A 25,938-nucleotide genomic window follows, 5' to 3' on the forward strand; every position below is an offset into this window, starting at 1 on the left:
AGCTTGTCTCAAGCCGCGAGTCCCTCGCACAGCGCCGCGATCACGGGCCAGCCGACTTCCCCTTGGGGATCGAGGGTTTTTAGCGTGCTGAGTATTTCTTGGGCAGACTCGACCTCCTCGCGGCGCAAGTGGATGAAGGACAGGGCTTTCAGCGTGTAAAGCGCGAATCGTCCCGCGCCGTCCGGGAAAGGGTTTTGCGGCGTCCACTGGCGCCAATCCTCCGGCCAGCCGGCCTGCGCCGCCGCCTTGCGCAGGCCGGTGCGCGCCATTTCCAGCGCGACGTCGAGATCGCCGTGGTAGGTGTGGATCTTATAGAGGCAGAAATAGCTTGCGAGTTCATCGGGTTCGGCTGCCAGCGCCTGCCGGAAGAAAGTTTCCGCGCGGGCGAAATCGCTGCGATAGGCGACGACGCCCTGTTGCAGCAGCGCGTCGATTTCCGGCTTCACCTTGCCGAAACTGACCTCTTCGCTTCCCGGAAAGTTCAACAGCATGGGCGGTCTCCGCGTGAAATTCATTTTTGGGTAGCAAGTCCGGGGCCGGGGTTCGCGTCGGGTTTCGGACATGGCGCCCTGTCGATGTTGCGACGCGGCGCCCTTTCTCCCTCTCCCCGCACAGCCCGTCGAAGGCGGGCGTCCTTCCGGACGCCCTTCGCGGGGAGAGGGGACGGCGCCGTCAAATCGCCGCTGGTCCTGCTTTTGCATTGCGAAAAACGAAGCGCGGCCTCCGCACTCCGCCGCGCGCCGAAAAAAGCCAAGAGGTCACTTCATGTCGGAAAAAACCAGCGATCGCATCAAGGGCATTGTCGAAGGCGCGGATATCGTCCTGTTCATGAAGGGCGCGCCGGCAGCGCCGCAATGCGGCTTCTCCGCCGCCGTGGTCAAAGTGCTGGACGGTTTCGGCGTGACATACGAGTCCGTCAACGTGCTCGCCGATCCCTTCATCCGCGAGGGCGTGAAGGAATTTTCCAACTGGCCGACCTTTCCGCAGCTTTACGTGAAGGGCGAGTTCGTCGGCGGCTGCGACATCGTGCGCGAAATGGCGGCGAGCGGCGAATTCGCCAAGCTCCTGGCTGACAGCGGCATCGGAGGCGTCAGCGCATGAATGTCCACGTCGCCTCGACGTTCGAGGACGTGCCGCAGCTCTACAAAAGGCATGTCTTCGCCTGCTACACTCAGCGCCCCGCCGGCCATCCGCGCGGCTCCTGCGGCCAACAGGGCGCCCAGCCGCTGTGGGACCGCCTGTCGCGCAAGCTCGAAGCCGAACGCCTCGGGGAGGTCGGTTTTACCGCCGCAGGTTGCCTTGGCTTTTGCAGCGCGGGACCGTTGATGGTCGTCTACCCCGAAGGCGTCTGGTATGCGCCGAAAACCCCGGAGGACATTGACGAGATCGTCGAAACTCACCTAAAGGGCGGTGAACTGGTCGAGCGGCTTGTCGTTGTGTTGAGCCGCTGATCAACCGCGGCGCGCCGTCGCGCGCGCCGCGCGCAGCATGTTCAGGATTGCGGCATTTCCCGCCATGTCCAGAGCCGAGAAACCGTCGGGCGTTTCGGCTGAAAGATCGGCGCCACGCTTCAGCAGGCGCTCCACGATCGCCGTGCGCGACGACGAGGCCGCAAACATCAGCGCGGTCGCGCCGTTCTGATTGACGTGATCGATGTCCACGCCCGCATCGATCAGCAGATCGAGCAGGGCGAGGTTTTCCCCGAAACAGGCGAGCCACAAGGCGTTGTTGCCGTCCGCGTTGAGCGCGGCAATGTCGGCGCCCGCCGCCAGAATCTTCCTGGCCATCTCCACATCGCCTTCTTGCGCGGCGCGCATCAGCGGCGTGGCCTTGTTTCCGTCGCGGGCCGACAGGCTGTCGAATTTTTCGGCGCGCAGCCAGTCTTCCAGCGCTTGATCCGTCATGCGAAGCGCTCCGGGCGAACTTTGTGCGGATAGGCCGGCTCGGTGGCGATGCGCGTATCGACATAGGGCAGGCCGACGGTGAAATGATACAGGCTTTGCAGGTCGCTGCCGGTCAGGCCGAACAAGGCGTGGGTCTCGTCGTCGAAATAGCAGCCGATGCCCGTGCCGCGCAGGCCGATGCGCTCGGCTTCGAGATAAAGGGTCTGGCCGATCAGCCCGGCCTCCCAGTGCAATTGCCGGTAGCGCCAGGGATTTTGCTCGACCAGCGGGCCGAATTCCGCCAGCATCGCCACGCCGAAAGTGGAGTCGCCGCCGATGGCCTGGTTGCAGAACAGCCGCCGCGCCAGGCCCCGCGTGTCGCCCTCCTTCAGCAGGAACAGCGGCAGAGCGTCGGGGGCGTCTAAAACTTTGCTCCAGGCGAAATCGGCGGAAAATTTTTGCCGCAGCAGCTTTTCGCCTTCGGCGCTGCGGGGCAGGGCGTAGAGCCCTTGCGGCAGGCCTTCGACGCGATGGACGAACAGCAACGGGTGAACGCGCGGCGCGAAGGTCCAGAGGTCGAACGGCTGATGGCGCGGCGCCAGCGCGTCGAGCGCCTCGAAAAACGCGTTCGGCGTCATGCGATGCTTGGGATTGAAGGCCTGCGCGCTGCGGCGTTGCAGGATCAGATCGGCGCTGATGTTTTCCGTCCTGCGCGGCGCGGGGGCGGTGAAATTTTCGGCGCCGGCGCCAAGGGTCGCTCGGGTCACGTCTTCGATCACCGGCCAGCGATACATCGGGCGGCGGTCCAGCACATTGGCCGCGCCGGCCCATACGCCAGTTTTCGCCGGGGGCGGCGAGGGCGCGCCATCGTCCGCGAAAATCTCCACCAGCGCGTCGGCGTCCTCGCGTTCGGCGGGGCCGAAATCTTCGGCGCGGTCGAGGCCGAGTCGATGCGCCAAAGCCGCGCTGTCGAGTCCTTCAACCAGCCGCGCGCGAAACCCGAGCGCCTGCGCGGCATAGCCGAGCGCGCCGAGCGCATGGCCGAGGTCGAGTTGGCAATAGCGGAAGGCGCGTTCGCCATATTTCCAGGCCTCGCGCCAGGCGATCGAGGACAGGCCGATCCACAGCCGCGCCGGGCCGTCGGCGGGCGCGTCGGCGCGGCGGTGTTCGAGAATGTGGTCGCGGCTGAGATAGTGATGCAGGCCGTCGGCGAGGCCGGGCAAATTCTCGCTTAAAACGTAGGCTTCGGTCGGGTGCAGGTTGCCGCTGGACGGGTTGCAGCGCAAGGCCCAGCGATCCGGGCCATAACTTTTCCAGGCCGACAGGCCGAAGGCCAGATGCAGCAACGCGCCGAGACCGGCGCGCGAAAAGGGGGCGGAACAGCAGGCTTGCGGCGCGAGATCGAGGTCGATCTTTTCGGCGCCCTCGAATTCTCGAAAGGGGTTGGGTTGCGCGTCCCAGTCGAGGGTGTCCGGGCTGGCGGCGAAGCCGCCAAACCCGTGCTTGGTGCGTTGGTGATAGGCGAAAGCCTTCACCGGGGCAGGTCGCTCGCGCCGGTCAGGAACAGGTCCACGGCGCGGGCGGCCTGACGGCCCTCGCGGATGGCCCAGACCACCAGCGACTGGCCCCGGCGCATGTCGCCGGCGGCGAACACCTTGTCCACGCTGGTGCGGTAGCCGGTGGTGTCGGCCTGAACATTGCCGCGCGGGTCGAGCGCCACGCCGAGTTGCTCCAGCAGGCCTTCCTTGACCGGGCTGACGAAACCCATCGCCAGCAGCACCAGATCGGCGCGCAGTTCGAACGCGCTGCCGGGGATTTCCTGGAATTTGGCGTCGACGCGGACGCATTTGAGCGCGGCCACGCCGTTGTCGCCGACAAATTCCTTGGTCAGCACGCCGAAATCGCGGTCGGCGCCCTCCATGTGGGAGGACGAGGTGCGCAGTTTGAGCGGCCAATAGGGCCAAGAGGTGAGCTTGTCCTCTTTTTCCGGCGGCTTGGGCATGATTTCGATCTGGGTCACCGACAGCGCGCCCTGGCGCACCGAGGTGCCGATGCAATCGGAGCCGGTGTCGCCGCCGCCGATCACCACGACATGCTTGCCGGAGGCCAGGATCGGATCGTTGGACAGCCGTTCGCGCGACACGCGGCGGTTCTGCTGCGGCAGGAATTCCATGGCGAAATGGACGCCGGCGAGGTCGCGACCGGGGATTGGCAGGTCGCGCGGCTTTTCCGAGCCGCCGCTGAGGATCACCGCGTCATGGCCATCCAGGATTTCCTTGGCGGCGACGGTGACGCCGACATGGGCGTCATAATGGAAGATGACGCCTTCGGCTTCCATCTGGGCGACGCGGCGGTCGATCAGGCCCTTTTCCAGCTTGAAATCGGGGATGCCATAGCGCATCAGGCCGCCCGCCTTGGCGGATTTCTCGTAGACATGGACCTCGTGGCCGGCGCGCGCGAGTTGCTGCGCGGCGGCGAGGCCGGCCGGGCCGGAGCCGATGATGGCGACTCGTCTGCCGGTCTTGGTTCCGGCCGGTTCCGGCCGGATAAAGCCGTTTTCCCAGGCGCGATCGACGATGGCGCATTCCACCGTCTTGATGGTGACGGGCGTGTCCTCGAGATTCAGCGTGCAGGCGGCCTCGCAGGGGGCGGGGCAGATGCGGCCGGTGAATTCCGGGAAATTGTTGGTGGAATGCAGGTTGCGCGACGCCTCTTCCCAGTCGCCGCGATAGACCAGATCGTTCCAGTCGGGGATCTGGTTGTTGACGGGGCAGCCGTTGTGACAGAACGGGATGCCGCAGTTCATGCAGCGCGAGGCCTGCTCGCGCGTGCGTTCCTCCGACAGCGGAATCACGAATTCCGAATAGTGGCGGATGCGGTCGGCGGCGGGCTTGTAGCCGCGGTCCTGCCGGTCGATTTCCAGAAAACCGGTAACCTTGCCCATCTTATTCTCCGGCGGCGGCGGTCGGCCGCTGTTCGTTCTGCGCATTCAGTTCGGCGAGCGCGCGGCGGTATTCCACCGGCATGACTTTTCTGAACTTCGGCAGGTTTTCGGCCCAATTGTCCAAAATTTCGCGGGCGCGGGTGGAGCCCGCGTAGCGCAGGTGATTGGTCACCAACTGGCGCAGGCGCTCGGCGTCGAAACGGGTCATGTCGCCCATCACGTCCACGCGGCCGTGTCCGGCGAGATCGCCGCCCTGGTGGTGGAGGCGCTGGTTGAGATCCTCTTCTTCCTGCACCGGCTCCAGATCGACCATCGACATGTTGCAGCGCGAGGCGAAGCTGCCGTCCGCGTCGAACACATAGGCGATGCCGCCGGACATGCCCGCCGCGAAATTGCGGCCGGTCTCGCCGAGAACCACCACCACGCCGCCGGTCATGTATTCGCAGCCGTGGTCGCCCACGCCCTCCACGACGGCGACCGCGCCGGAGTTGCGCACGGCGAAGCGTTCGCCGGCCACGCCGCGGAAATAGACCTCGCCGGAGATCGCGCCATAGAGCACGGTGTTGCCGACGATGATCGAATGCTCCGGGGTGATTTGTTTCGCGTCGCGCGAGGGATAGATCACGATGCGGCCGCCCGACAGGCCCTTGGCGACATAGTCGTTGGCCTCGCCTTCCAGTTCCAGCGTCACGCCATGGGCGAGCCAGGCGCCGAAGCTTTGCCCGGCCGTGCCGACCGCGCGGATGTGAATGGTGTCGTCGGGCAGGCCGGCATGGCCGTAAATGCGCGCGATCTCGCCCGACAGCATGGCGCCGAAGGTGCGATCGACGTTGCGGATGTGGGTTTCGATGCGCACCGGGGCGCCGCGTTCGAGCGCCGGGGCGGCGGATTCGATCAGGGCGCGGTCGGCGGCCTTTTCCAGGCCGTGATCCTGCTCGGTCGAATGATAGATGGTGTCGCCCGCGACGGCGGTCGGCTTGTGGAACAGGCGGGAGAAGTCGAGGCCGTTGGCTTTCCAGTGCTGGATCGCCTTGTCGCGGTCGAGCATCTGCAACTGGCCAACCATTTCATTGAAGCTGCGATAGCCGAGCTTGGCCATGTATTCGCGCACTTCCTCGGCGACGAAGAAGAAATAGTTGATGATATGCTCGGGCAGACCCTTGAAGCGCTTGCGCAGCACCGGGTCCTGCGTGGCCACGCCGACCGGGCAGGTGTTGAGGTGGCACTTGCGCATCATCAGGCAGCCCGCCGCGATCAGCGGCGCGGTGGCGAAGCCGAATTCGTCCGCGCCCAGGAGGGCGCCGATGATCACGTCGCGTCCCGTGCGCAAGCCGCCATCGACCTGAACGGCGATGCGCGAACGCAGACGGTTCAGCACCAGCGTCTGATGGGTTTCGGCCAGACCGATTTCCCAGGGGCTGCCGGTGTGCTTGATCGAGGTCAGCGGCGAAGCGCCGGTGCCGCCCTCGAAGCCGGAAATGGTGACATGATCGGCGCGTCCCTTCGACACGCCGGCCGCGACCGTGCCGACGCCCACTTCCGACACCAGTTTGACGGAAATGGCGGCGCGCGGATTGACGTTCTTCAGATCGTAGATCAGCTGCGCCAGATCTTCGATGGAATAGATGTCATGGTGCGGCGGCGGCGAGATCAGGCCGACGCCCTGGGTGGAATGGCGCACCTTGGCGACGACCGCATCGACCTTGTGGCCGGGCAGTTGCCCGCCTTCGCCGGGCTTGGCGCCCTGCGCCATCTTGATCTGGATCATGTCGGAATTGACGAGATATTCCGTCGTCACGCCGAACCGGCCCGAGGCCACCTGCTTGATGGCCGAGCGCATGGAATCGCCATTGGCCAGCGGCTTGAAGCGGTCGGCTTCCTCGCCGCCCTCGCCGGTGTTGGACTTGCCGCCGATGCGGTTCATGGCGATGGCGAGCGTGGTGTGCGCCTCGCGAGAAATCGAGCCGAACGACATGGCGCCGGTGGCGAAGCGCTTGACGATGTCGCTGGCGGGTTCGACTTCGCTGATGTCGATCGGCTTGCGGCCGTCTTCGGCGGCATCCTTGATGCGGAACAGGCCGCGAATCGTCAGCAGGTTTTCCGCCTGCTCGTTCAAGAGCTTGGCGAAGGCGCGGTACTTGTCCTGGCTGTTGCCGCGCACCGCGTGCTGGAGCAGCGCGATCGTATCCGGGGTCCAGTTATGCGCTTCGCCGCGGGTGCGGTAGGCGTATTCGCCGCCGACATCGAGCGCGCCGCGATAGACCGGGGCGTCGCCGAAGGCGGTGCGATGGCGCTCGACGGTCTCGCGGGCGATCGCCTCCAGCCCGACGCCGTAGATCGGCGTGGCCGTGCCGGTGAAATAATCCTCCACCAGCTTCTTCGACAGGCCGACCGCGTCGAAAATCTGCGCGCCGCAATAGGACTGGTAGGTCGAAATGCCCATCTTGGACATGACCTTGAGCAGGCCCTTGTCCACCGCCTTGATGTAGCGCTTGATCGCCTCGTAGCCGTCGACTTCCGCCGGGAATTCGTCGGCCATGTCGGCCAGCGTCTCGAAGGCGAGGTAAGGGTTGATCGCCTCGGCGCCATAGCCGGCGAGCAGAGCGAAATGATGGACTTCGCGGACTTCGCCGGTTTCGACCACCAGACCCACGGAGGTGCGCAGGCCCTTGCGGATGAGGTGATGATGCACGGCCGCCGTGGCCAGCAGCGCGGGAATCGGGATGCGGTCCGGGCCGACCATGCGGTCGGACAAAACGATGATGTTGTAGCCGCCGGTCACCGCCTGTTCGGCGCGGTCGCACAGGCGGTCGAGCATGGGCTTGAGGCCGTCGGCGCCCAGTTCGGCGTCATAGGTGATGTCGAGCGTCTTGGTGTCGAAGCTGTCCTCGACATGGCCGATCGAGCGGATCTTTTCGAGGTCCGCGTTGGTCAGGATCGGCTGGCGCACTTCCAGCCGCTTCTTCTCGGCCGTGCCCTTGTGGTCGAGAATGTTCGGGCGCGGGCCGATGAAGGAGACCAGGCTCATCACCAGCTCCTCGCGGATCGGGTCGATCGGCGGGTTGGTGACCTGGGCGAAATTCTGCTTGAAATAGGTATAGAGCAGCTTCGACTTTGACGAGAGCGGGGAGATCGGGGTGTCCGCGCCCATCGAGCCGATGGCTTCCTGGCCGGTGACGGCCATGGGCGCCATCAGGAAGCTGATGTCTTCCTGGGTGTAGCCGAAGGCCTGCTGGCGGTCGAGCAGCGGCACGTCGGTGCGCGAGGCGCCGGCTTCCACGGGCTTCAGATCTTCCAGCACGATTTGCGAATGGTTGAGCCATTGCTTGTAGGGATGATGCTTGGCCAGCGCGCTCTTGATCTCGTCGTCGGCGACGATGCGGCCCTGCTCCAGATCGACCAGCAACATGCGGCCGGGTTGCAGCCGCCATTTGGTGACGATCTTTTCTTCCGGAATCGGCAGCACGCCCATTTCCGACGCCATCACCACGAGACCGTCGTCGGTGACGAGATAGCGGGCGGGGCGCAGGCCGTTGCGGTCGAGCGTGGCGCCGATCTGGCGGCCGTCGGTGAAGGCCACCGCCGCGGGGCCGTCCCACGGCTCCATCAGCGCGGCGTGATATTCGTAGAAGGCGCGGCGGTCTTCATCCATCAGCGGGTTGCCGGCCCAGGCCTCCGGGATCAGCATCATCATGGCGTGGGCCAGCGAATAGCCGCCCTGCACCAGGAATTCCAACGCATTGTCGAAACAGGCGGTGTCGGACTGGCCCTCGTAGGAGATCGGCCACAGCTTCGAGATTTCGTCGCCGAACAGCGGCGAGGACACCGAGGCCTGACGCGCCGCCATCCAGTTCACATTGCCGCGCAGCGTGTTGATCTCGCCGTTATGGGCGACCATGCGATAGGGATGCGCCAACTGCCAGGACGGAAACGTGTTGGTCGAGAAACGCTGATGCACCAGCGCGATGGCGGTCTCGACGCGCTCGTCCTGAAGGTCGAGGAAATAGCCGCCGAGCGCGGTGGCGACCAGCAGACCCTTGTAGACGATGGTGCGCGAGGACAGCGACACCGGATACCAGCCTCTCGTCCGCTTGTCGGCGAGGGCGCGCACATCGTTGGAGACGATCTTGCGGATCAGGAACAGCTTGCGCTCGAACAGATCCTGTCCGCGCGCGTTTTCGCCCTTGGCGATGAACACCTGGCGGCAAGCGGGCTCGGTCGGGATGACGGATTCGCCGAGCACGGAGGGATCGACCGGCACGTCGCGCCAGCCCAGCAGTTTCTGGCCCTGGGCGGCGATGGCGCGCTCGAAAATGTCCTGGACGATCTTGCGGCCTTCGGGATCGCGCGGGAAGAACAGGCTGCCGACGGCATATTCGCCGGGTTCGGGCAGCGAGAAGCCGAGACGCTTGGCCTCCTCGACGAAGAAGCGATGGGGGATCTGCATCAACATGCCGCAGCCGTCGCCGGCCTTGGGGTCCGCGCCGACCGCGCCGCGATGGTCGAGATTGAGCAGGATTTGCAGGCCCATGCGCACGAACTCGTGCGACTTTTTGTTATGCATGTTGGCGACGAAGCCCACGCCGCAGGCGTCATGCTCGTTGCGGGGATCGTAAAGGCCCTGCGCCAAGGGGAGGCCATCGGCTTGCAGACCATTCACGGCAGACGTATCCATACCAGCATCCTTCTCGGCGTGAGCGGCGGCGGGGGTTTCCTTCGCGGCGATCTTCCCGTCATGCCGGGCGAAATCGCGCGAAAAATCAGAACCCTGCTGCTTGTTCATGCCCGTTCATCCCGCCCGTTGCCCAGACCAAACCTTTTTGCGTGGCGGGGCCTGTCCGCCTCCGCCCCATCGCGCGCTTCACGAGGTCGCGGCGCGCCGAATGGTCAGTAAGGCTGTCCTATTTGGCGGCGCGCGACATTGCCAGAATTGCATCCCCCGCACAAGCCGTCTTTATGCACGGTTCGCAAGATTTCAATGCGATGCGGCTTCCGCAAGGTCGCTGTGCGATCCGCGACACCAATATCGCGTGGAATTCCTTGAGGAGGAAGCAAAATTCCACGCGAAAGGCCGACGATATCAAAAATGGATCGTTGGGGTATCTCGTATGATTTCACGCCACGAACCGGACGCGCTTTCCACGCAAGGCTCGCGGCAGGATAAAGCTCTAAGCTGCCTGCCGGCATGAAACGATTTTGAGCCGTTGCGGCTCGCGCCTGCGAAAGGGAAAAGATGTCGCGCTTTGCGTATTCGCGGTTGGGATTGGCGGCGCTGGCCATCTTTCTGGCCGGGGCGCCGGCCGGCGCCGGCTCCTTAATGGATATGGATATCGATACCGGCCCTTATTTCAAGTTCTTCTTCAGCGCGCCGGACAAACCGCGGCCCGTGGTGGCGTTGCGCCCGCACCGCGTTGGCGCGATCCTGCGCCGCGAGGGGGCGCGCATGATCGGCAGGCCGCTCGTGCGCGGTTTTGAAATCGTGGCCTTCGGACGATTTCCCTCGGGCGAGGAGCGCAAGTTCACGCTGGACGCGGAAACCGGCGGAATCCTGACCGTGACGCTTTCGCGCCCGGCTCCGGAACGGCCGCGTCCGCGCGTCAATGGCGACGAACCGCCGGATATTCCGCTCGGGCGTCCGGTCCATCCGGCCGGCCCCCTGGATGCCGATCACCTCGGAACGCCGCCGCCTCCGTCGCCGCCGGAGGAGGTGCTTCCCCCGCCGCCGCCGAAACAGGTCGAGGAGCCGCCTCCGCCCCCGCCGATGATCGAGGAGGGGGAGATTGTCGAAGCGCCGCCGGAGCGCAGGCCGGATCCCAATGCCGCGCTCAGCCCGATCAAGCCGCTGAAGGGCGCGCCAAAGATCGAGAAGCTGCCACAGTGATGCGGAAAAGACTCGCTGATTCCGCCGTCATGGCCGGGCGTCGTCCCGGCCATCCACGCCGTTCAGCTTGCTTGCGCATTCGGCGCTTCGGCGACGGATCGGCGTGGATGCCCGCGACAAGCGCGGGCATGACGGATTGAACCGGGTCGCGAAAAGACGGGCGCCGCATTGCGCCCGTCAGGTTGTTCTTCCTATCGAGAATTACGCGGCGTTCTCCACCGCGCGCGGGCCAGCCTCCTTGGAGCGTGGCGCGCCCTGACCGATCGGGATTTGGCGCGGGCGCTGGGCCTCGGGAATCTCGCGGACGAGATCGACGTGGAGCAGGCCGTTTTCCAGCTTCGCCCCCGTGACCAGAACGTGGTCGGCGAGTTGGAAGCGGCGCTCGAAGGCGCGGGCGGCTATGCCCTGATAAAGCACTTCGCGTGTCTCGCCATCGGCTTGCGCATCCTTGGCGCCCTTGATGGTGAGCGTGTTCTCGCGTGATTCGATCGACAATTCGTCCTCGCCAAAGCCCGCGACCGCGAGGGTCAGACGGTAGGCGTTGTCGCCGGTGCGTTCGATGTTATAGGGCGGGTAGGCGGCGGGCGCCTCGGCGCCGGCGCTCTGGTCGAGCAGCGAAAACAGCCGATCGAAGCCGATGGTGGAGCGGTAGAGCGGAGAGAGATCGAAAGTGCGCATGTCATATCCTCCATTGAGCGACATGGTGAGCGATACATCCGGTCGGGCCGGCTGTTCGGCCGGACCGTCGCGCGTCCATTTTGGCCCGCGCAATATGGATTTGGGCGTGCGAAACGGCTTTTCAAGACGGCCGCGCGCGTTATGGTGAAAAAAAGAGACGCACTCATGGATCTGTTCGACTCGCCCGCCAACCCTTGCCCGCCCGGCTCCAATGTCGTGCGCCTGCGGGCGCGCGACGGCGCCCTTTTGCGCGCCGCCTACTGGCGGCCGGAGGCGAAAGCGCGCGGGACCGTCGTCATCTTGCAGGGGCGTTCGGAATTCATCGAGAAATATTACGAGATAATCGGCGAATTGCTGGAGCGCGGCTATTTCGTCGTCGCCTTCGACTGGCGCGGGCAGGGCCTGTCGCCGCGCCTGCTGGCCAATCCGGCCAAGGGGCATGTGCTCCATTCCGCCGACTACCGCCACGATCTCGACGCGCTGGTAGAGCAGGTGCTCGGTCCCGACGCGCCAAAACCCTGGTTCGCCCTGGCGCATTCCATGGGGGCGGCGGCGCTGTTCGATCACGCGGCGGCGCGGGGCGGCTCGCCGTTCGCGCGCGTGGTCGCCACCGCGCCCATGCTGGCGCTGCACGGCTTTCCCGGTTCGGACTACGCCCGCGCCCTGGCGGATATTTTCGTCTTCGCCGGCCTGTCGCGCATGTTCATCCCCGGCGGCGGCGCCACCATGCTGTGCGAGAAGCGGTTCGAGGGCAATATCCTCAGTTCGGATCGCCCGCGCTTCGAACGCACGGCCAGGATCGTCGCCGCCTGTCCGCGCTTGCGCCTCGGCGAGCCGACGGTGGGATGGGTTCACGCCGCCTATCAATTGATGGACCGCCTCGTCGAACCCGGCTTCGCCGAGCGCATCAATGTCCCGGTGCTGATGCTGGCGGCGGGCGACGAACGGCTGGTGTCCACGCCGGCGGTGGAAAATCTGGCGAAACGGCTGAAGAACGCCCTGTGCGTGGTGCTGCCCGGCGCGCGCCATGAAATCATGATGGAGCGCCCGGAAATCCGCGCGAAATTCTGGGCGGCGTTTGACACCTTCATTCCCGGCGAGCCATTGCTGCCGGCGGCGCATGCGTGACATCGCCGCCACGGGCGGCATGGAAGATATCGGCTGAATTGATGTCCATCATAAAAGTTTACGGCCGTATCCTGCGCCAGCTCGCGCCGGAAAAAAACCTCGCCATCCTCCTGGTGATCGCCAATCTGGCGCTGGCCGCCGCGCAATTCGTCGAACCCGTGCTGTTCGGGCGCATCATCGACGCCATGACCAGGCTGGACGCGCATGGCAAGCACGACACCTGGCTGACGTTACAACCGCTGATCGTCGCCTGGGTCGGGTTCGGCCTGTTTTCCATCGTCGCCGCCGTCACCGTCGCGCTGCATTCCGACCGTCTCTCGCATCGCCGCCGCCTCGCCGCGATGGCCGAATATTTCGACCATATTCTCGGATTGCCGCTGAGTTTTCACACCGCCACCCATTCCGGACGGCTGTTGAAAGTCATGCTGGACGCGGCCGGCGGCATGTTCGTGATCTGGCTGTCGTTTTTCCGCGAGAACTGCGCCGCGCTGGTCTCCCTGTTCGTGCTGCTGCCGACCACCTTGTTCCTCAACTGGCGGCTCGGTCTGATCCTCGTCATTCTCGTGGCCTTTTTCGGCGTCCTCACCACTTTCGTCATCCGCCGCACCCATGGACTTCAGGCCAATGTCGAGGTTTTCAACGCCCAACTGGCCGAGCGCGCCTCCGACGTGCTCGGCAATCTGCCGGTGATCCAGTCCTTCACCCGCATCGAGAACGAATCGCGCGGGTTGCAGGACATCATCCACCGCGTGCTGACCGCGCAATTGCCGGTGCTGTCGTGGTGGGCGCTGGCCACGGTCGCCACCCGCGCCGCCTCGACCCTGTCGCTGGTCGGCATCTTCCTGGTCGGCGTCTGGCTGCACCTGCACAAGCTGGCGACCATCGGCGAAATCGTCACCTTCATGAATTTCGCCACCATGCTGATCGCGCGGCTGGAAGGCGTGGTCGGCTTTTTCAACAATCTGCTGATGCAGGCGCCCAAGATCGGCGAATTCTTCGAGATCATGGAGACCTCGCCGGCCATAGCCGACAAGGCCGGCGCGCTCGACCCCGGCCGTCTGCGCGGCGAAGTCACTTTCGACCACGTCAGCTTCGGCTATGAGTCCCGGCGGATCGCGGTCGATGACGTGTCGTTCACGGTCAAGCCGGGCGAGACCGTCGCCCTGGTCGGCGCGACCGGGTCGGGCAAATCCACCACGCTCAGTCTGCTGCACCGCGCCATGGACCCCAATTCCGGCGCCGTCCGCATCGACGGCATCGACATCCGCGACATCAAGCTTTCGGCCTTGCGACGCAATATCGGCGTGGTGTTCCAGGAGCCGATGCTGTTTGCCCGCTCCATCGAGGAAAATCTGCGCGTCGGCAAGATCGACGCCACGGCGGAGGAGATCGGCCTTGCGCTGAAGCGGGCGCAGGCGAGCGACTTCGTCTCCCGGCAGGTGGACGGGGTGAAAACCATTGTCGGGGAGCGCGGCCGGTCGCTGTCGGGCGGCGAGCGCCAGCGCGTCTCCATCGCCCGCGCCCTGCTGAAAGACCCGCCGATCATGGTGTTCGACGAGGCGACCTCCGCGCTCGACGCCGCCACGGAAAAGCAGTTGCAGGCGGCGCTGGAAGCCGCCACCCACGGGCGCACCACTTTCGTGATCGCGCATCGCCTCGCCACCATTCGCGGCGCCAACCGCATCATGGTGTTCGAGCAGGGCAGGATCGTCGAGACCGGGACGTTCGACGAACTGGTGGCGCGCGACGGCCGTTTCGCGGCTTTGGCGCGGGCGCAATTCATGGCGGGGGAGCCGGCGCATTGAGCTAACCATCCCTTCACGATGCTGCGCGTAAATGGCCTATCGCAACGTCACGAGCAGCGCGCATGACCCGGGAAAAGCTTTTCGCACTTCTGGCCCTTGCCGTGCTGGCGCTGACGCTGGCGACGCCGATCCCGGCGATGGCGGACTATCTCAACCATCTCGCGCGCATGCGCCTGCTCGCCGCCGAGCGGGCCGGCGATGTTTCGCCCTATTACATGGCGGCCTGGAGCTTTTATCCCAATCTCGCCATGGACCTGATCGTTCCGCCGCTGTCGCGTTGGCTGGACGTCGAGACGGCGGCGCGACTGTTCGTGTTCGCCACGCAGGCGCTGACGATTTCGGGCGCGGTGGCGGTGGAGATCGCCGTCAAGAAGCGCTTCGACTATGCCGGCTTTATTGCCCTGCTGTTCGCCTATGCCTTCCCCTTCGCCTGGGGGTTTGTGAACTTCAGCTTCGGGCTTGGTCTCGCGCTGTGGGGAATCGCCTGCTGGATCGTTTTCCGCGAGACATTTTTCGCGCGCGCCATCGCCCACACGCTGTTCGTCGCCGCTTTGTTCGCCGCCCATCTGTTCGCGCTCGGCCTCTATGGGTTTACGCTGGGCGTTTATGAACTTTGGCGTTTCCACGAGCGGCGCGCGGCGAAAGATCTTGTCGGCGCCTTGGCCGTGCTGGCGGCGCCCGCGCTCGTCGCCGGCGCGGCGCTGCTGCTGTCGGGCGGCTCGGTGGGCCAGCAGGGCAATTCCTGGGATTTCGCCTTCAAGCCGCTGTGGCCGCTGGTCGCCGCCAACGGCTACAGCACGCCGCTTTCGACGCTCATTCTGGCGCTGCTGCTGCTGACCGCGCTGCGCCTGCGCCGCGCCAACGGCCTTGTCGCCGTGCAGGCCGGCGGCTGGCTGGCGGCGGGTTTCGCGCTGCTCTACGTCGCCACGCCGCAAATGCTGTTCGACACCGCTTATGTCGATGTCCGCGTGCTGGTCGCCGCCGCGCTGATCCTGCCCGGCTTCATTGGCTTGCGCTTTCCCGATCCGGTGTGGGAGCGCCGGGTCAATCTCGCCACGCTGGCGCTGATCTGCGTCAATCTGGCTTTTGTCGGCTGGCTCTGGACCTCCTATCGCGCCGATTACGCGGCGATGATCCAGTCCTTCGCCCAGATCGACAGGGGGACGAAAATTCTGGTGGCGCGGGCCAATGACGAATCCCCGTTCAGCGGCCAGACCATCGAGCCGATGATCCACGCGCCGACGCTGGCGGCGTCCTACGACAAGGCGCTGGTGTCCTCGGTGATGGCGCTGAAGGGCAAGCAGCCGCTGACCTCGCGGCCGGGTTATGAAAAGCTCAACGTTCAGGACGCCGGGAGCATCACCGTGGCGGATCTGGCCGTGATGGCCGATCAAGCGGTTGGATTGTTCGCCCATTGGCCTGATGATTTCGGCTATCTCTATGTGATCGGCGCGCCCGGCGAAAACCCGTTCCCCGCCCGGCTCGAACCTTTGCGCGTCGAGCGCCGCTTCACGCTCTACCGCATCCGCAAGCCCGGCCGCTGACGCAGCATTTCGTGCGTCTCTGTCGGCCAGACCCGATGAATCCACCGCGCCCCTTCTCCCGCAAGGGGAGAAGGAAGCGCCCCGGTCATTTGATCAACGCCATCGCTTGGCGGAAGCGCGGATGCTCGGCGGTTTCAAGCCATTCGAAGGCGACCATTTCGGTGGTGACGATCTCGGCGCCGTGGCGCGCCATGCGCCGGATCGCGGCTTCCTTGTCTTCCGGCTTGCGCGAGCCGATGGCGTCGCGCGCCACGAACACTTTTCGCGAGGCGGCGAGCAGGCCGAGCACGGTCTGCAAAACGCAGACATGCGCCTCGCAGCCGGTGACGATGACATGGGCGTCGGCGGGGATGCGTTCGACAAAACCGGCTTCGCGGCAGACGTCGAACGAGAATTTGGCGACCACATCGCCCTCGACCGGCAGCGCTTCGACGGTCGAGCCCAGGCGCGTCGGATTCTGCTCGGTGACGAGGTGGGGGACATTGAGCAGCCTGGCGATTTCGATGAGTTTTGCGGCGTTGCGGATCGCCGCCTCGCCGTCGTGGATCGCCGGCATCAGCCGCGCCTGGAAGTCGATGACGAGCAGCAGGGCGCGTTTCGGGTCTATGGTCAGCATGGATGTCCTCATCTCGCGTGCGAAGGCCGCCGCCCCCGCCGCACCGCTACTTCCGCCCCTCCGCTTCCGGCGCGGAGGTGATCCGCAGCAGCGTGATGCGGTTCTTCTGCTTGCGTAAAACCTCGAAGCGGAAGCCGTGGAACTGGAACTGCTGGCCCTGGTCGGGGATGGCCCGCGCCTCGTGAATCACTAGGCCGGCTATGGTGGTCGCCTCTTCGTCCGGCAATTCCCAGCCCAAGAAGCGGTTGATGTCGCGGATCGGCGCCGAGCCGTCGGCCAGCACCGAGCCGTCGGGCTGGCGGCGCACGCCGATCAGGGCGACGTCGTGCTCGTCGCGGATGTCGCCGACGATCTCCTCCAGAATGTCCTCAAGCGTCACCAGCCCCTGCACGTCGCCATATTCGTCCACCACCAGGGCGAAATGGGTTTTGCGCTTGCGGAACGCCTGCAACTGCTCCTCAAGCCCGGTGGTCTCCGGCACGAACCAGGGTTCGGTCACGATGGCGTCGAGCTTGACCTTGGCGATGTCGCAGCCGGATTCCGCGAGAACCCGCAGGAAATCGCGGGCGTGCAGCACGCCGACGAAATTGTCGGGATTGTCGCGCCACAGCGGAATGCGGGTATAGGGCGAGGACACCACTTCGTTGAGGATGTCCGCCGGCGGGGCGTCGGCGTCGATGGTCGCCATTTTGGTGCGGTGGACCATGACGTCGGACACGACCAGTTCCTTCAGGTCGAGCAGGCCGCCGAACATGTCGCGGTCGCTCTTGTCGACGCCGCCCTCCCTGTGCATCAGATCGACGGCGCTTTTCAGCTCCTCCTGCGCCGTCAGCAGATGGACGGCGGCGCCGGGCCGCAGCCCCGCGAGATAGAGCACGCCGCGCACGATTCCCTCGACGATGAACAGGATCGGGCCGAACAGCGCGACGAAAATGGCGACGACCCGCGCCACCGCCAGCGAGAAACTGTCGGGATAGTTGATCGCGACCGTTTTCGGCATGACCTCGGCGAAGATCAGCAGCAGCACGGTCATGGTCGCGGTGGCGTAGATCGCGCCCTCGGGGCCGGCCAGCGCCACCAGAACCGTGGTGAGAAAGGCCGAGGCGCCGATGTTGACCATCGTGTTGCCAAGCAGCATGGCCCCGATCAGACGGTCGCGGCCGGCGAGCAGCCGCAGCACGGTTTTCGCCCGCGCGTCGCCCTGTTTCTCCAGCGCGTGCATCCGCGCGCGCGAGGCCGCCGTCATCGCCGTTTCCGAGGCGGCGAACAGGGCCGACAGCAGGATGCAGGCCAGCAGGATCACGACGGCGACCCAGATGTTCACCGGCAGGGGTTCGCCCGAGCCATGCATGGGGACTCAGGCTCCGTTTCGCAATTCGTCTTCAAGAAACGAACGCACCTTCTCGACGTCCACATTCTTGGCGATAAAGCTTTGGCCGATGTCGCGCGCCAGAATGAAGGTAAGGGCGCCGCGCTTGACCTTTTTGTCTTGCGCCATGGCGTCCAGAATCTCCTTGGCGTCGACGCCCGTCGGCAAGACCTCGGGGATGCGCGTCGGCAGGCCGACGGCGCGCAGATGCGCCTCCACCCGCTCGGCGGCCTCGGGCGGGCAAAAACCCTCGCGCGCGGAAAAACGGAAGGCGCAGGCGACGCCCACGGCCACGCCCTCGCCATGGACGAGGCGGGACGAATCATAGCCGACGATTTTTTCCAGCGCGTGGCCAAAGGTGTGGCCGAGATTGAGCAAGGCGCGGTCGCCCTGCTCGGTCTCGTCGCGCGCCACGACGGCCGCCTTGGCCTCGCAGGAGACGGCGATGGCGTGCTCAAGCTCCGGGCCGCGTCCGAACACCGCCGGCCAGTGCTTTTCCAGCCAGTCGAAGAAATCCGGCCGGTCGATCAGGCCATATTTGACCATTTCGGCATAGCCGGCGGCGAATTCGCGCGGCGGCAGGGTGGCGAGACTGCCGGTGTCGGCCAGCACCAGCGCCGGCTGGTGGAAGGCGCCGACCAGATTCTTGCCCTGCGCGGTGTTGACGCCGGTCTTGCCGCCGACCGAGGAATCGACCTGCGACAGCACAGTGGTGGGAATCTGCACGAAATTCATGCCGCGCCGCAGGCTGGCGGCGGCAAAGCCGGTGAGATCGCCGATGACGCCGCCGCCGAGCGCGACCAGCAGGTCGCCGCGCTCCATGCGCGCCTCCAGCGCCGCCTCGCACAATTGTTGGAAATGCGCGAAGGTCTTGGTCGATTCGCCGGCGGGCAGGATGAGGCGGTCGTGGCGAATTCCGGCCTGTTCCAGACTCGCTTCGAGCGGCGCCAGCCAGAGCGCGCCGACATGGGCGTCGGTGACGATGAACACGCTTGCGCCCGGCGCGAGTTGCGCGATGCGGGCGCCGGCGGTGGCGATCAGGTCCGGGCCGATCAGAATGTCATAGGAGCGGTCGCCGAGCGCGACCGCGACCCGCGCCGCCGGAGGAGGGAGGACAAGCGTGTTCATTTCGGCTGAAAAATCTCCTTGCCTGGCCAGATGCGCGTCGAGCGCCTGGATGATTTCCTCGACAATGGTCTCGTGGGCGACATCGCGCGAATGCGCGGCGATATCGGCTTCGGCGTAGATGGGATAGCGCTGCTCGATCAGGTTGCGCATCACCCCTTCGGGGTCGGCGTTCTGGAGCAGCGGCCGGGTCGGCCGTTTGCGCACCCGCCGCATCAGCACGGCGAATTCGGCGTGCAGCCAGATCGAAACGGCGCGCTCCCGGATCAGGTCGCGCGTGCGCGCATCGATGAAGGCGCCCCCGCCGGTGGCGATGACGCGCTCGCCCTCGCCGATCAGCCGCGCCAGCACGCGCCGCTCGCCCTCGCGGAAATAGGGCTCGCCATGCGAGGCGAAGATTTCGGCTATGGTCAGCCGGTGCGCCGTCTCGATCTCGTGGTCGGAATCGACGAAGGCGAGGCCAAGCCGTTGCGCCAGCCGTTTCCCGATCGAGGTCTTGCCCGATCCCATCATGCCGACGAGCACAATGGGTCGTCCGGCGAGCGCGCCGACGATGTTTTCCGCGTGCGAATCCCGCGCCGACGGCGGGGCGTCCGGCGTCGGGGCGATGACTTGATCCGACATAGTCGTTATGTACTATCATGCCGCGTCGCCGAAAATAAGCGGCGGCGGCGTGAAATCTTGAAGACAAGAATGTTGAAGGTCTTCCGACATGCCCAGTTTGTTGCGCCTGGTTTTTCTCATCGGTCTGTTGTGCGGACTGGTTTTCGTCGCCACGGCGGCGCTGGTGGCCTTTGTCGAGCCGCAACCGCGCGAGATGAGCCAGACGATCAAGCCCGACCTGCTCAACAAATGAGCGTGAAACCGGGCGGGACGGCGGGCGCGCCGCCCCTGCTGTCGGATTTCCTCGACCTGCTCGCCGCCGAGCGCGGCGCCGCGAAAAACACGCTCGAAGCCTATCGGGCCGATATCACCGATTATCTGGCGCATCTGACCGCCCGCGCGCGCGGGCCGCTCGACGCCGATATCGAGGACATCCGCGACCATCTCGCCGCTCTGGCGCAGGCGAAGCTGAAGCCTTCGTCCACCGCGCGCAAACTCTCGGCCATCCGACAGTTCCACCGCTTTCTCGCGGCCGAGGACCATCGCGCCGACGATCCCGCCGCTTTGCTCGAAGGACCGCGCCAGGGCCGGCGCCTGCCAAAAATCCTCACCGTCGCCCAGGTGGACCGGCTGCTGGGCGTGATCCGCGAGGGCCTCGACGACCCCGACCGTCCCAAGGGCGACCTTTTGCGCGCGCGCCGCGCGGCCTGTCTGATGGAAGTGCTGTACGCCTCGGGCCTGCGCGTGTCGGAACTGGTGTCGCTGCCGTTTTCCGCCGCGAAACTGGCGGAAAAATCCTCGTCGGAGGGCGGCGGCTTCCTCACCATCAAGGGCAAGGGCGGACGCGAGCGTCTGGCGCCGCTGACGCCGGCGGCGCGCGAGGCCATCCTGTCCTATCGCGACCTCCTGCTGGAGCTGCAACCCGGCGCCGCGAAACAGAAATGGCTGTTCCCGTCCGAGGGCGAAAGCGGCCACCTGACCCGGCAGGTGTTCGCCAGGGAGTTGAAAATGCTGGCGAGCGCGGCCGGTCTGCCGTCGGACAAGGTCAGTCCCCACGTCTTGCGCCATGCTTTCGCCAGCCACCTGCTGCAAAACGGCGCCGATTTACGTATCGTCCAGGAGTTGCTCGGTCATGCGGATATAGCGACGACGCAGATTTACACGCATGTACTGGACGAAAGACTGAAAGCGATGGTCCGCGATCTTCACCCCCTCAATGACGAGGCGGATGAGGGCGATTAATCCGCAAATCGAGCGAATGATAACAATCTCTTTATTAATCCCTCATAGGTTGTGTTTTACTCGAATGCAACTCAAGCAGATCCGCGCTCGGGGGAGCCTCAATGAATATTTTCGGTTTCGGCAATGATTCGCTTTATCGGGCGGCGTTTGAGGCGCTCGATCACTCGCGGGCGGTGATCCAGTTCAGCCCCGACGGATCGATCATCACGGCCAACAAACATTTCCTCGATGTCATGGGCTATCGCCTTGAGGAAATCGTCGGCCAGAAACATGCGTTTTTCGTCGATCCGCGCGAGCGCGACAGCGCCGAATATCGCGCCTTCTGGGACGAATTGCGCGCGGGCAAGGTCCAGCGCGCCGATTTCAAGCGCATCGGCAAATCCGGCGCGCCCTTGTGGATTCAGGCGACCTATAACCCTTTGCTGGACAGGAACGGCAAAGTGTTCCGGGTGATCGAATTCGCCGCCGACGTGACCAAGGAAAAGCTGGAAGCCGCCTTCGCCAAGGACCAGATCGCGGCGATCAACCGCTCGCAGGCGGTGATCGAATTCGAGATCGATGGCCGCATCGTCAACGCCAACGCGAATTTCCTGGCCGCGACCGGGCATAGACTGGATGAACTTGTCGGCCAGCATCATTCCATATTGATCGATCCCGCCGAGCGCGCCACCGACGCCTATCGCGCCTTCTGGGCGCGGCTCGGTCGCGGCGAATTTTTCTCCGGCCAGTTCCGCCGCATCGGCAAGGGCGGCCGGGAAGTCTGGATTCAGGGCTCCTACAATCCGATCCTTGACCTTGAAGGCAAGCCGGTCAGGGTGGTGAAATTCTGCACCAACATTACCGAACAGGTTCTGGCCCAAAAGCGGCGCGAGGACATTTTCCGGCAGGTGGAAAGCCAGATCGGCGGCATGACCGAATCGGTCTCCTCGGTCTCGCATGAAGCGGTCGAGGCCGCCGCCGCCTCCAACCAGGCCTCCGGCAATGTGCAGGCGGTCGCCGCCGGCGCCGAGGAGCTGTCCGCCTCGTTCCAGGAAATCGCCCGCCAGGTGGAGCACGCGGGGGAAATCGCGCAAAAGGCGGTCGCGGAAGCCGCCGCCGCTGTCGGTCTGGTGGAGGGCCTGTCCAGCGATGCGCAAAAGATCGGCGAAATCGTCGCCCTGATCAATGAAATCGCCGCGCAAACCAATCTGCTGGCGCTCAACGCCACCATCGAGGCGGCGCGCGCGGGCGAGGCCGGGCGCGGCTTCGCCGTGGTCGCCACCGAGGTCAAGATGCTGGCCACCCGCACCGCCAGGGCCACCGAGGAAATCGGCGCGCAAGTGTCCTCGGTGCGCCACTCGACCGCCAGCGTCTCCCGCGCGATCGAAAGCATTGGCGAGGTCATCGCCACCATCGACAAGATCACCGCCGCCATTTCCGGCTCGGTTCAGGCGCAAAGCGAAGTCACCACGGATATTTCCGAGAACATGCAGGTGGCCTCCAAGGGCGTTGACGCCATCACCAGCTCGATGAACGCCATCGCCGAAGCCACGGTGAAGATCGACACGGCGGCGAAATCGGTGCGCGAAATCTCAAGTCAAGCCGCCTGAGCGCGGGCAAGCCCGCAGCAACCCACGAATGTTACTGAACTTGCAAGTCAGATCCTCGATTGTGAAACAGAGAAAGACATGAACATCTGGCGCGACCTGAAAATAGGGAAGAAGCTTATCGTGGTGCTGGCCGCGCTCGTTCTCGTCAGCGCCGGCATTGGCGGCGTCGCCCTGACGCAGATGGCGGCGGTTAACGCCAAGGCGGCTGACATCCGCGACAATTGGCTGCCCTCGGTCGCCCAGATCGGCAAGCTGCGGCTCTCCCTCGCCCGCATCTCCCGCGCGCAGGCGAATGTGTTGCTGGTGTTGGGCGCGAAGCACGAGTCCGAAGCCGCGCTGGCCGGGTTCGAGAAGGCCGTGGCCGATGTCGAACAGGCCTATGCCGCCTACAAGCCCTTGATCACCCCCAATAGCGAGGACGGGGTTCTGATGGGCCAGTTCGACCGGCTTTGGTCGGAATTCCGTCAGCATGCGCGGGCCACGATCGCACAGGCCAAGGCGGGCGATGTCGATGGCGCGATTGACGATTACGGCGCCGGCACGGATCAGCTGCGTTTGAAAATTCAGGATGTGCTTGGCAAGGATGTGGAGTTCAACGAAGCCTCCGGCAAGAAATCCGCCGACGAAGGCGCGGCGGTTTACGATTCCGCCAAACTGATCCTGCTCGGCGCGCTTGCGCTCGCCGCCGCGCTTGGCGCTCTGTCCGGCTTTGCCTTGACCTCCGGCGTGTCCGGCCCGCTGGGCCGCGCCTCGGCAGCGGTCGAACGGCTGGCGCACGGCGATCTCAATGTCGAAATCAGCCACGACGGTCGCGCCGATGAAGTGGGCGGGCTGATGAAGGCTCTTGTGGTGTTCAAGGCCAATATGCTGCAAAGCCGCCAGCTTGAGGCCGATGCGGCGAAAGCCCAGGGCCGCGTCGAGGGCGAACGCCGCGCCCAGGCGTTGAAAATGGCCGAGGATTTCGACCGCAACGTCAACGCCATCGTCTCCGAAGTCGCCAGGGCCGCCGCCGAATTCCAGGGCGCGTCGCGAATCCTGAGCGATTCCGCCGTCGAAACCGCCAGCCAGGCCAGGACGGTCGCGGAAGCGTCCGAAAGCTCCTCCGCCAATATCGGTTCGGTGGCCTCCGCGACCGAGCAGCTCACCTATTCGGTGCAGGAGATCAACGGCCAGGTCAACCAGTCCAGGCAAATCGCCAGCGAGTCCGCCGCCCAGGCCGAAAAGACCGACGCGCAGATGCGTGAACTCGCCGCCGCCGCCGACAAGATCGGCGGCATCGTCAGCCTGATCTCGGACATAGCCGGACAGACCAACATGCTCGCGCTCAACGCCACCATAGAGGCGGCGCGCGCGGGCGAGGCCGGACGCGGCTTCGCGGTCGTGGCGCAGGAGGTGAAATCCCTGGCCGAGCAGACCAGCCGCGCCACCGCCGATATCGCCGCCCAGATCGGCGACATCCAGACCACGACACAGCGCGCGGCGCAGAACATTTCGGCCATCGTGCGCACGACGGAAGAAACCAACCGCGTCGCCCAGACCATCGCCGCCGCCGTTGGCCAGCAGGGCGAGGCGACCTCCGAAATCGCCCGCAATGTCCAGCAGGCGTCGAAGGGCGCGCAGGCGGTGACCGACAATATCGGCGGCGTGCTGTCGGCCGCGCAACATTCCTCCGCCGCCTCGACGCAAATGCTCGCCTCGGCGCAAACGCTGTCGCAGCAGGCGGATCGCCTGCGCAAGGAAGTGGATTCGTTCCTGGCGACGGTGCGCGCCGCCTGACAGGCGGTCGGCGTTCGCGCTCTGCCCGCTGGATTGCCCTTACGATAAGGCGAAAAAATGAAATTCTGGCGTGACCTGAGCATTGGCAGGAAGATTGTCGGGGCGCTCGCCGCCCTGACCCTGATCGTCGCCGCACTCGGCGGCGTCGCCTGGACGCAGATGGCGGACATCAACACAAAGGCGGCCGATGTCCGCGACAACTGGCTGCCCTCGGTTGGGCAGATCGGGACGTTGCGCCACACGCTGTCGCGGCTCGCCCGTGCGCAGTCCGAGGCCATGCTGGCGCTGAATTTCAACAAGGATCCGGAAACCGCGCTGACCAAGTTCGACAAGACGATCGAAGAGGTCGAGAAGGCCCATGCCGCTTACAAGCCGCTCATAACCCGCAACAGCGAGGACGAAGTCCTGATGGGCGAGTTCGCGAAGCTCTGGCCCGAGTTCTCAGGCCATTCGCGCGCCATCATGCAACGCGCGCGCTCCGGCGACATCGAAGGCGCCTACGAGGATTACAGAGGTTCCGCGTCGGCGCAACGCGCCCGCTTGCAGGAAATCCTGGAGAAGGACAGCGCCTTCAACCGCAACGAAGGCAAGAAGGCCGCGGATGCGGGCGAGGCCGTTTACAGGTCCGCGCGTTTCATCTTGCTCGGCGCCCTGCTGCTCGCCGCCCTCATCGCCGCCGCCGCCGCGCTGGCGATCGTCGGAAGCGTGGTGCGGCCGCTCGGTCGCGCCTCCGAAGCGGTGGAACGGCTCGCCAGGGGTGATGTCGACGTCGATATCGTCGATGACGGCCGCGCCGACGAGGTGGGCGGCCTGATGCGCGCCCTCGCCGTGTTCAAGTCCAACATGGCGCAGACCCGCCAACTCGAAGCCGAGGCCGCCGGAAACCAGGCGCGCGCCGGGGAAGAACGCCGCGCCCATGCGCAGAAAATGGCCGAGGATTTCGACCGCAACGTCAACGCCATCGTCGCCGAGGTCGCCAAGGCCGCCAGCGAATTCCAGGGCACGGCGCGAATCCTGAGCGATGCCGCCGTCGAAACCGCCAGACAGGCCAGGACCGTTTCGGAAGCCTCCGAAAGCTCCGCCGCCAGTATCGGCTCGGTGGCCTCCGCGACGGAGGAACTCACCTATTCGGTCCAGGAGATCAATGGCCAGGTCGGCCACTCCAGGCAGATGGCCGGCGAGTCCGCCGCCCAGGCCGAAAAGACCGACGGGCAGATGCGCGAACTCAGCCTCGCCGCCGACAAGATCGGCGGCATCGTCAATCTGATCTCGGACATAGCCGGACAGACCAATATGCTCGCGCTCAACGCCACCATAGAGGCGGCGCGGGCCGGCGAGGCGGGACGCGGCTTCGCGGTCGTGGCGCAGGAGGTGAAATCCCTGGCCGAGCAGACCAGCCGCGCCACCGCCGATATCGCCGCCCAGATCGGCGACATCCAGACCACGGCGCAGCGGGCGGCGCAGAACATTTCCGGCATTGCGCGCACGACGGAGGAAAGCAACCGGGTCGCCACGACCATCGCCGCCGCCGTGTCCCAGCAGGGCGAGGCGACTTCGGAAATCGCCCGCAATGTCCAGCAGGCGTCGAAGGGCGCGCAGGCGGTCGCCGAAAATATCGGCGGCGTGCTCTCGGCCGCGCAAAATTCCTCGGCCGCATCGACGCAAATGCTCGCCTCGGCGCAGACGCTGGAGCAACAATCGGACCGCCTGCGCCGCGAGGTGGATTGTTTCCTCGCGGGCGTGCGCGCGGCTTAG

General features: G+C 65.4%; 21 protein-coding genes. 11 read left to right on the forward strand and 10 right to left on the reverse strand.

The window, feature by feature from the left end; translation table 11 throughout:
• Positions 1-8: 8 nt before the first annotated feature.
• Positions 9-491, reverse strand: coding sequence for a hypothetical protein (locus tag CCR94_RS08960; RefSeq protein WP_104507527.1), 483 nt, complete (start codon positions 489-491; stop codon positions 9-11).
• 274 nt (positions 492-765) lie between these two features.
• On the opposite strand from CCR94_RS08960, the gene grxD reads away from it, so the two are divergent.
• Positions 766-1,101 carry a Grx4 family monothiol glutaredoxin gene (gene grxD / locus CCR94_RS08965; RefSeq protein ID WP_104507528.1) on the forward strand — a complete coding sequence of 112 codons (336 nt, stop codon included), beginning with the start codon at positions 766-768 and terminating at the stop codon, positions 1,099-1,101.
• Positions 1,098-1,451: a (2Fe-2S) ferredoxin domain-containing protein gene (locus CCR94_RS08970; RefSeq protein ID WP_104507529.1), complete on the forward strand. Its 354-nt coding sequence runs from the start codon at positions 1,098-1,100 to the stop codon at positions 1,449-1,451. Before grxD ends, CCR94_RS08970 begins: the two co-directional genes overlap by 4 nt.
• On the opposite strand, the gene CCR94_RS08975 is transcribed toward CCR94_RS08970, so the two are convergent.
• The 5 genes from CCR94_RS08975 to CCR94_RS24495 form a co-directional block, all read right to left on the reverse strand.
• Positions 1,452-1,904, reverse strand: coding sequence for an ankyrin repeat domain-containing protein (locus CCR94_RS08975; RefSeq protein ID WP_104507530.1), 453 nt, complete (start codon positions 1,902-1,904; stop codon positions 1,452-1,454).
• Positions 1,901-3,418, reverse strand: a complete 1,518-nt coding sequence (locus CCR94_RS08980) for a nitroreductase family protein (protein WP_104507531.1) — start codon at positions 3,416-3,418, stop codon at positions 1,901-1,903. The genes CCR94_RS08975 and CCR94_RS08980 overlap by 4 nt, the downstream gene beginning before the upstream one ends.
• Positions 3,415-4,827 (reverse strand): glutamate synthase subunit beta, encoded by a 1,413-nt coding sequence (locus tag CCR94_RS08985; protein ID WP_104507532.1) that lies wholly within the window; start codon positions 4,825-4,827, stop codon positions 3,415-3,417. The genes CCR94_RS08980 and CCR94_RS08985 overlap by 4 nt, the downstream gene beginning before the upstream one ends.
• Before the next feature lies 1 nt (position 4,828).
• Positions 4,829-9,502, reverse strand: coding sequence for a glutamate synthase large subunit (gene gltB, locus CCR94_RS08990; protein WP_104507628.1), 4,674 nt, complete (start codon positions 9,500-9,502; stop codon positions 4,829-4,831).
• A 212-nt stretch (positions 9,503-9,714) separates the two neighbouring features.
• On the reverse strand, positions 9,715-10,107 hold the full coding sequence (locus CCR94_RS24495) for a hypothetical protein (protein WP_146089926.1): 393 nt from the start codon (positions 10,105-10,107) through the stop codon (positions 9,715-9,717).
• Positions 10,108-10,144: 37 nt separating this feature from the next.
• On the opposite strand from CCR94_RS24495, the gene CCR94_RS08995 reads away from it, so the two are divergent.
• Positions 10,145-10,708, forward strand: a complete 564-nt coding sequence (locus tag CCR94_RS08995; protein WP_146089927.1) for a hypothetical protein — start codon at positions 10,145-10,147, stop codon at positions 10,706-10,708.
• A gap of 201 nt (positions 10,709-10,909) precedes the next feature.
• On the opposite strand, the gene CCR94_RS09000 is transcribed toward CCR94_RS08995, so the two are convergent.
• Positions 10,910-11,386 carry an Hsp20 family protein gene (locus CCR94_RS09000; RefSeq protein WP_104507629.1) on the reverse strand — a complete coding sequence of 159 codons (477 nt, stop codon included), beginning with the start codon at positions 11,384-11,386 and terminating at the stop codon, positions 10,910-10,912.
• Positions 11,387-11,551: 165 nt separating this feature from the next.
• Here CCR94_RS09000 and CCR94_RS09005 point away from each other — a divergent pair, with 165 nt between their 5' ends.
• The 3 genes from CCR94_RS09005 to CCR94_RS09015 all read left to right on the forward strand — a co-directional run bounded on the left by CCR94_RS09005 (position 11,552) and on the right by CCR94_RS09015 (position 15,863).
• Positions 11,552-12,514, forward strand: coding sequence for an alpha/beta fold hydrolase (locus CCR94_RS09005; RefSeq protein WP_104507534.1), 963 nt, complete (start codon positions 11,552-11,554; stop codon positions 12,512-12,514).
• 41 nt (positions 12,515-12,555) lie between these two features.
• Positions 12,556-14,319, forward strand: coding sequence for a glucan ABC transporter ATP-binding protein/ permease (locus CCR94_RS09010; RefSeq protein WP_104507535.1), 1,764 nt, complete (start codon positions 12,556-12,558; stop codon positions 14,317-14,319).
• Positions 14,320-14,381: 62 nt separating this feature from the next.
• A complete protein-coding gene (locus CCR94_RS09015) occupies positions 14,382-15,863 on the forward strand; it encodes a hypothetical protein (RefSeq protein ID WP_104507536.1) in 1,482 nt (493 codons plus the stop codon).
• An 85-nt stretch (positions 15,864-15,948) separates the two neighbouring features.
• Here CCR94_RS09015 and CCR94_RS09020 read toward each other — a convergent pair whose 3' ends face one another.
• The 3 genes from CCR94_RS09020 to aroB are packed head-to-tail and all read right to left on the reverse strand — an operon-like array spanning position 15,949 to position 19,597.
• Entirely contained in the window at positions 15,949-16,479 is a 531-nt protein-coding gene (locus CCR94_RS09020; RefSeq protein ID WP_104507537.1) for an isochorismatase family protein, read from the reverse strand.
• A 46-nt stretch (positions 16,480-16,525) separates the two neighbouring features.
• Positions 16,526-17,830 carry an HlyC/CorC family transporter gene (locus tag CCR94_RS09025; RefSeq protein WP_104507538.1) on the reverse strand — a complete coding sequence of 435 codons (1,305 nt, stop codon included), beginning with the start codon at positions 17,828-17,830 and terminating at the stop codon, positions 16,526-16,528.
• A gap of 6 nt (positions 17,831-17,836) precedes the next feature.
• On the reverse strand, positions 17,837-19,597 hold the full coding sequence (gene aroB, locus CCR94_RS09030) for a 3-dehydroquinate synthase (protein ID WP_104507539.1): 1,761 nt from the start codon (positions 19,595-19,597) through the stop codon (positions 17,837-17,839).
• A gap of 88 nt (positions 19,598-19,685) precedes the next feature.
• On the opposite strand from aroB, the gene CCR94_RS09035 reads away from it, so the two are divergent.
• The 5 genes from CCR94_RS09035 (at position 19,686) to CCR94_RS09055 (ending at position 25,938) form a co-directional block, all read left to right on the forward strand.
• The gene (locus CCR94_RS09035; protein WP_104507540.1) at positions 19,686-19,829 is read left to right on the forward strand and encodes a histidine kinase; all 144 of its coding nucleotides are present in this window, start codon (positions 19,686-19,688) and stop codon (positions 19,827-19,829) included.
• Positions 19,826-20,818 (forward strand): site-specific tyrosine recombinase XerD, encoded by a 993-nt coding sequence (locus CCR94_RS09040; protein WP_104507541.1) that lies wholly within the window; start codon positions 19,826-19,828, stop codon positions 20,816-20,818. Before CCR94_RS09035 ends, CCR94_RS09040 begins: the two co-directional genes overlap by 4 nt.
• Before the next feature lie 101 nt (positions 20,819-20,919).
• Complete coding sequence (locus tag CCR94_RS09045) at positions 20,920-22,407, forward strand: methyl-accepting chemotaxis protein (RefSeq protein ID WP_104507542.1); 1,488 nt, start codon at positions 20,920-20,922, stop codon at positions 22,405-22,407.
• 78 nt (positions 22,408-22,485) lie between these two features.
• Positions 22,486-24,183 (forward strand): methyl-accepting chemotaxis protein, encoded by a 1,698-nt coding sequence (locus CCR94_RS09050; protein ID WP_104507543.1) that lies wholly within the window; start codon positions 22,486-22,488, stop codon positions 24,181-24,183.
• Between the two features lie 57 nt (positions 24,184-24,240).
• Entirely contained in the window at positions 24,241-25,938 is a 1,698-nt protein-coding gene (locus CCR94_RS09055; RefSeq protein ID WP_104507544.1) for a methyl-accepting chemotaxis protein, read from the forward strand.

Origin of the sequence: Rhodoblastus sphagnicola (assembly GCF_002937075.1) — a bacterium.
Lineage (GTDB): Bacteria > Pseudomonadota > Alphaproteobacteria > Rhizobiales > Beijerinckiaceae > Rhodoblastus > Rhodoblastus sphagnicola.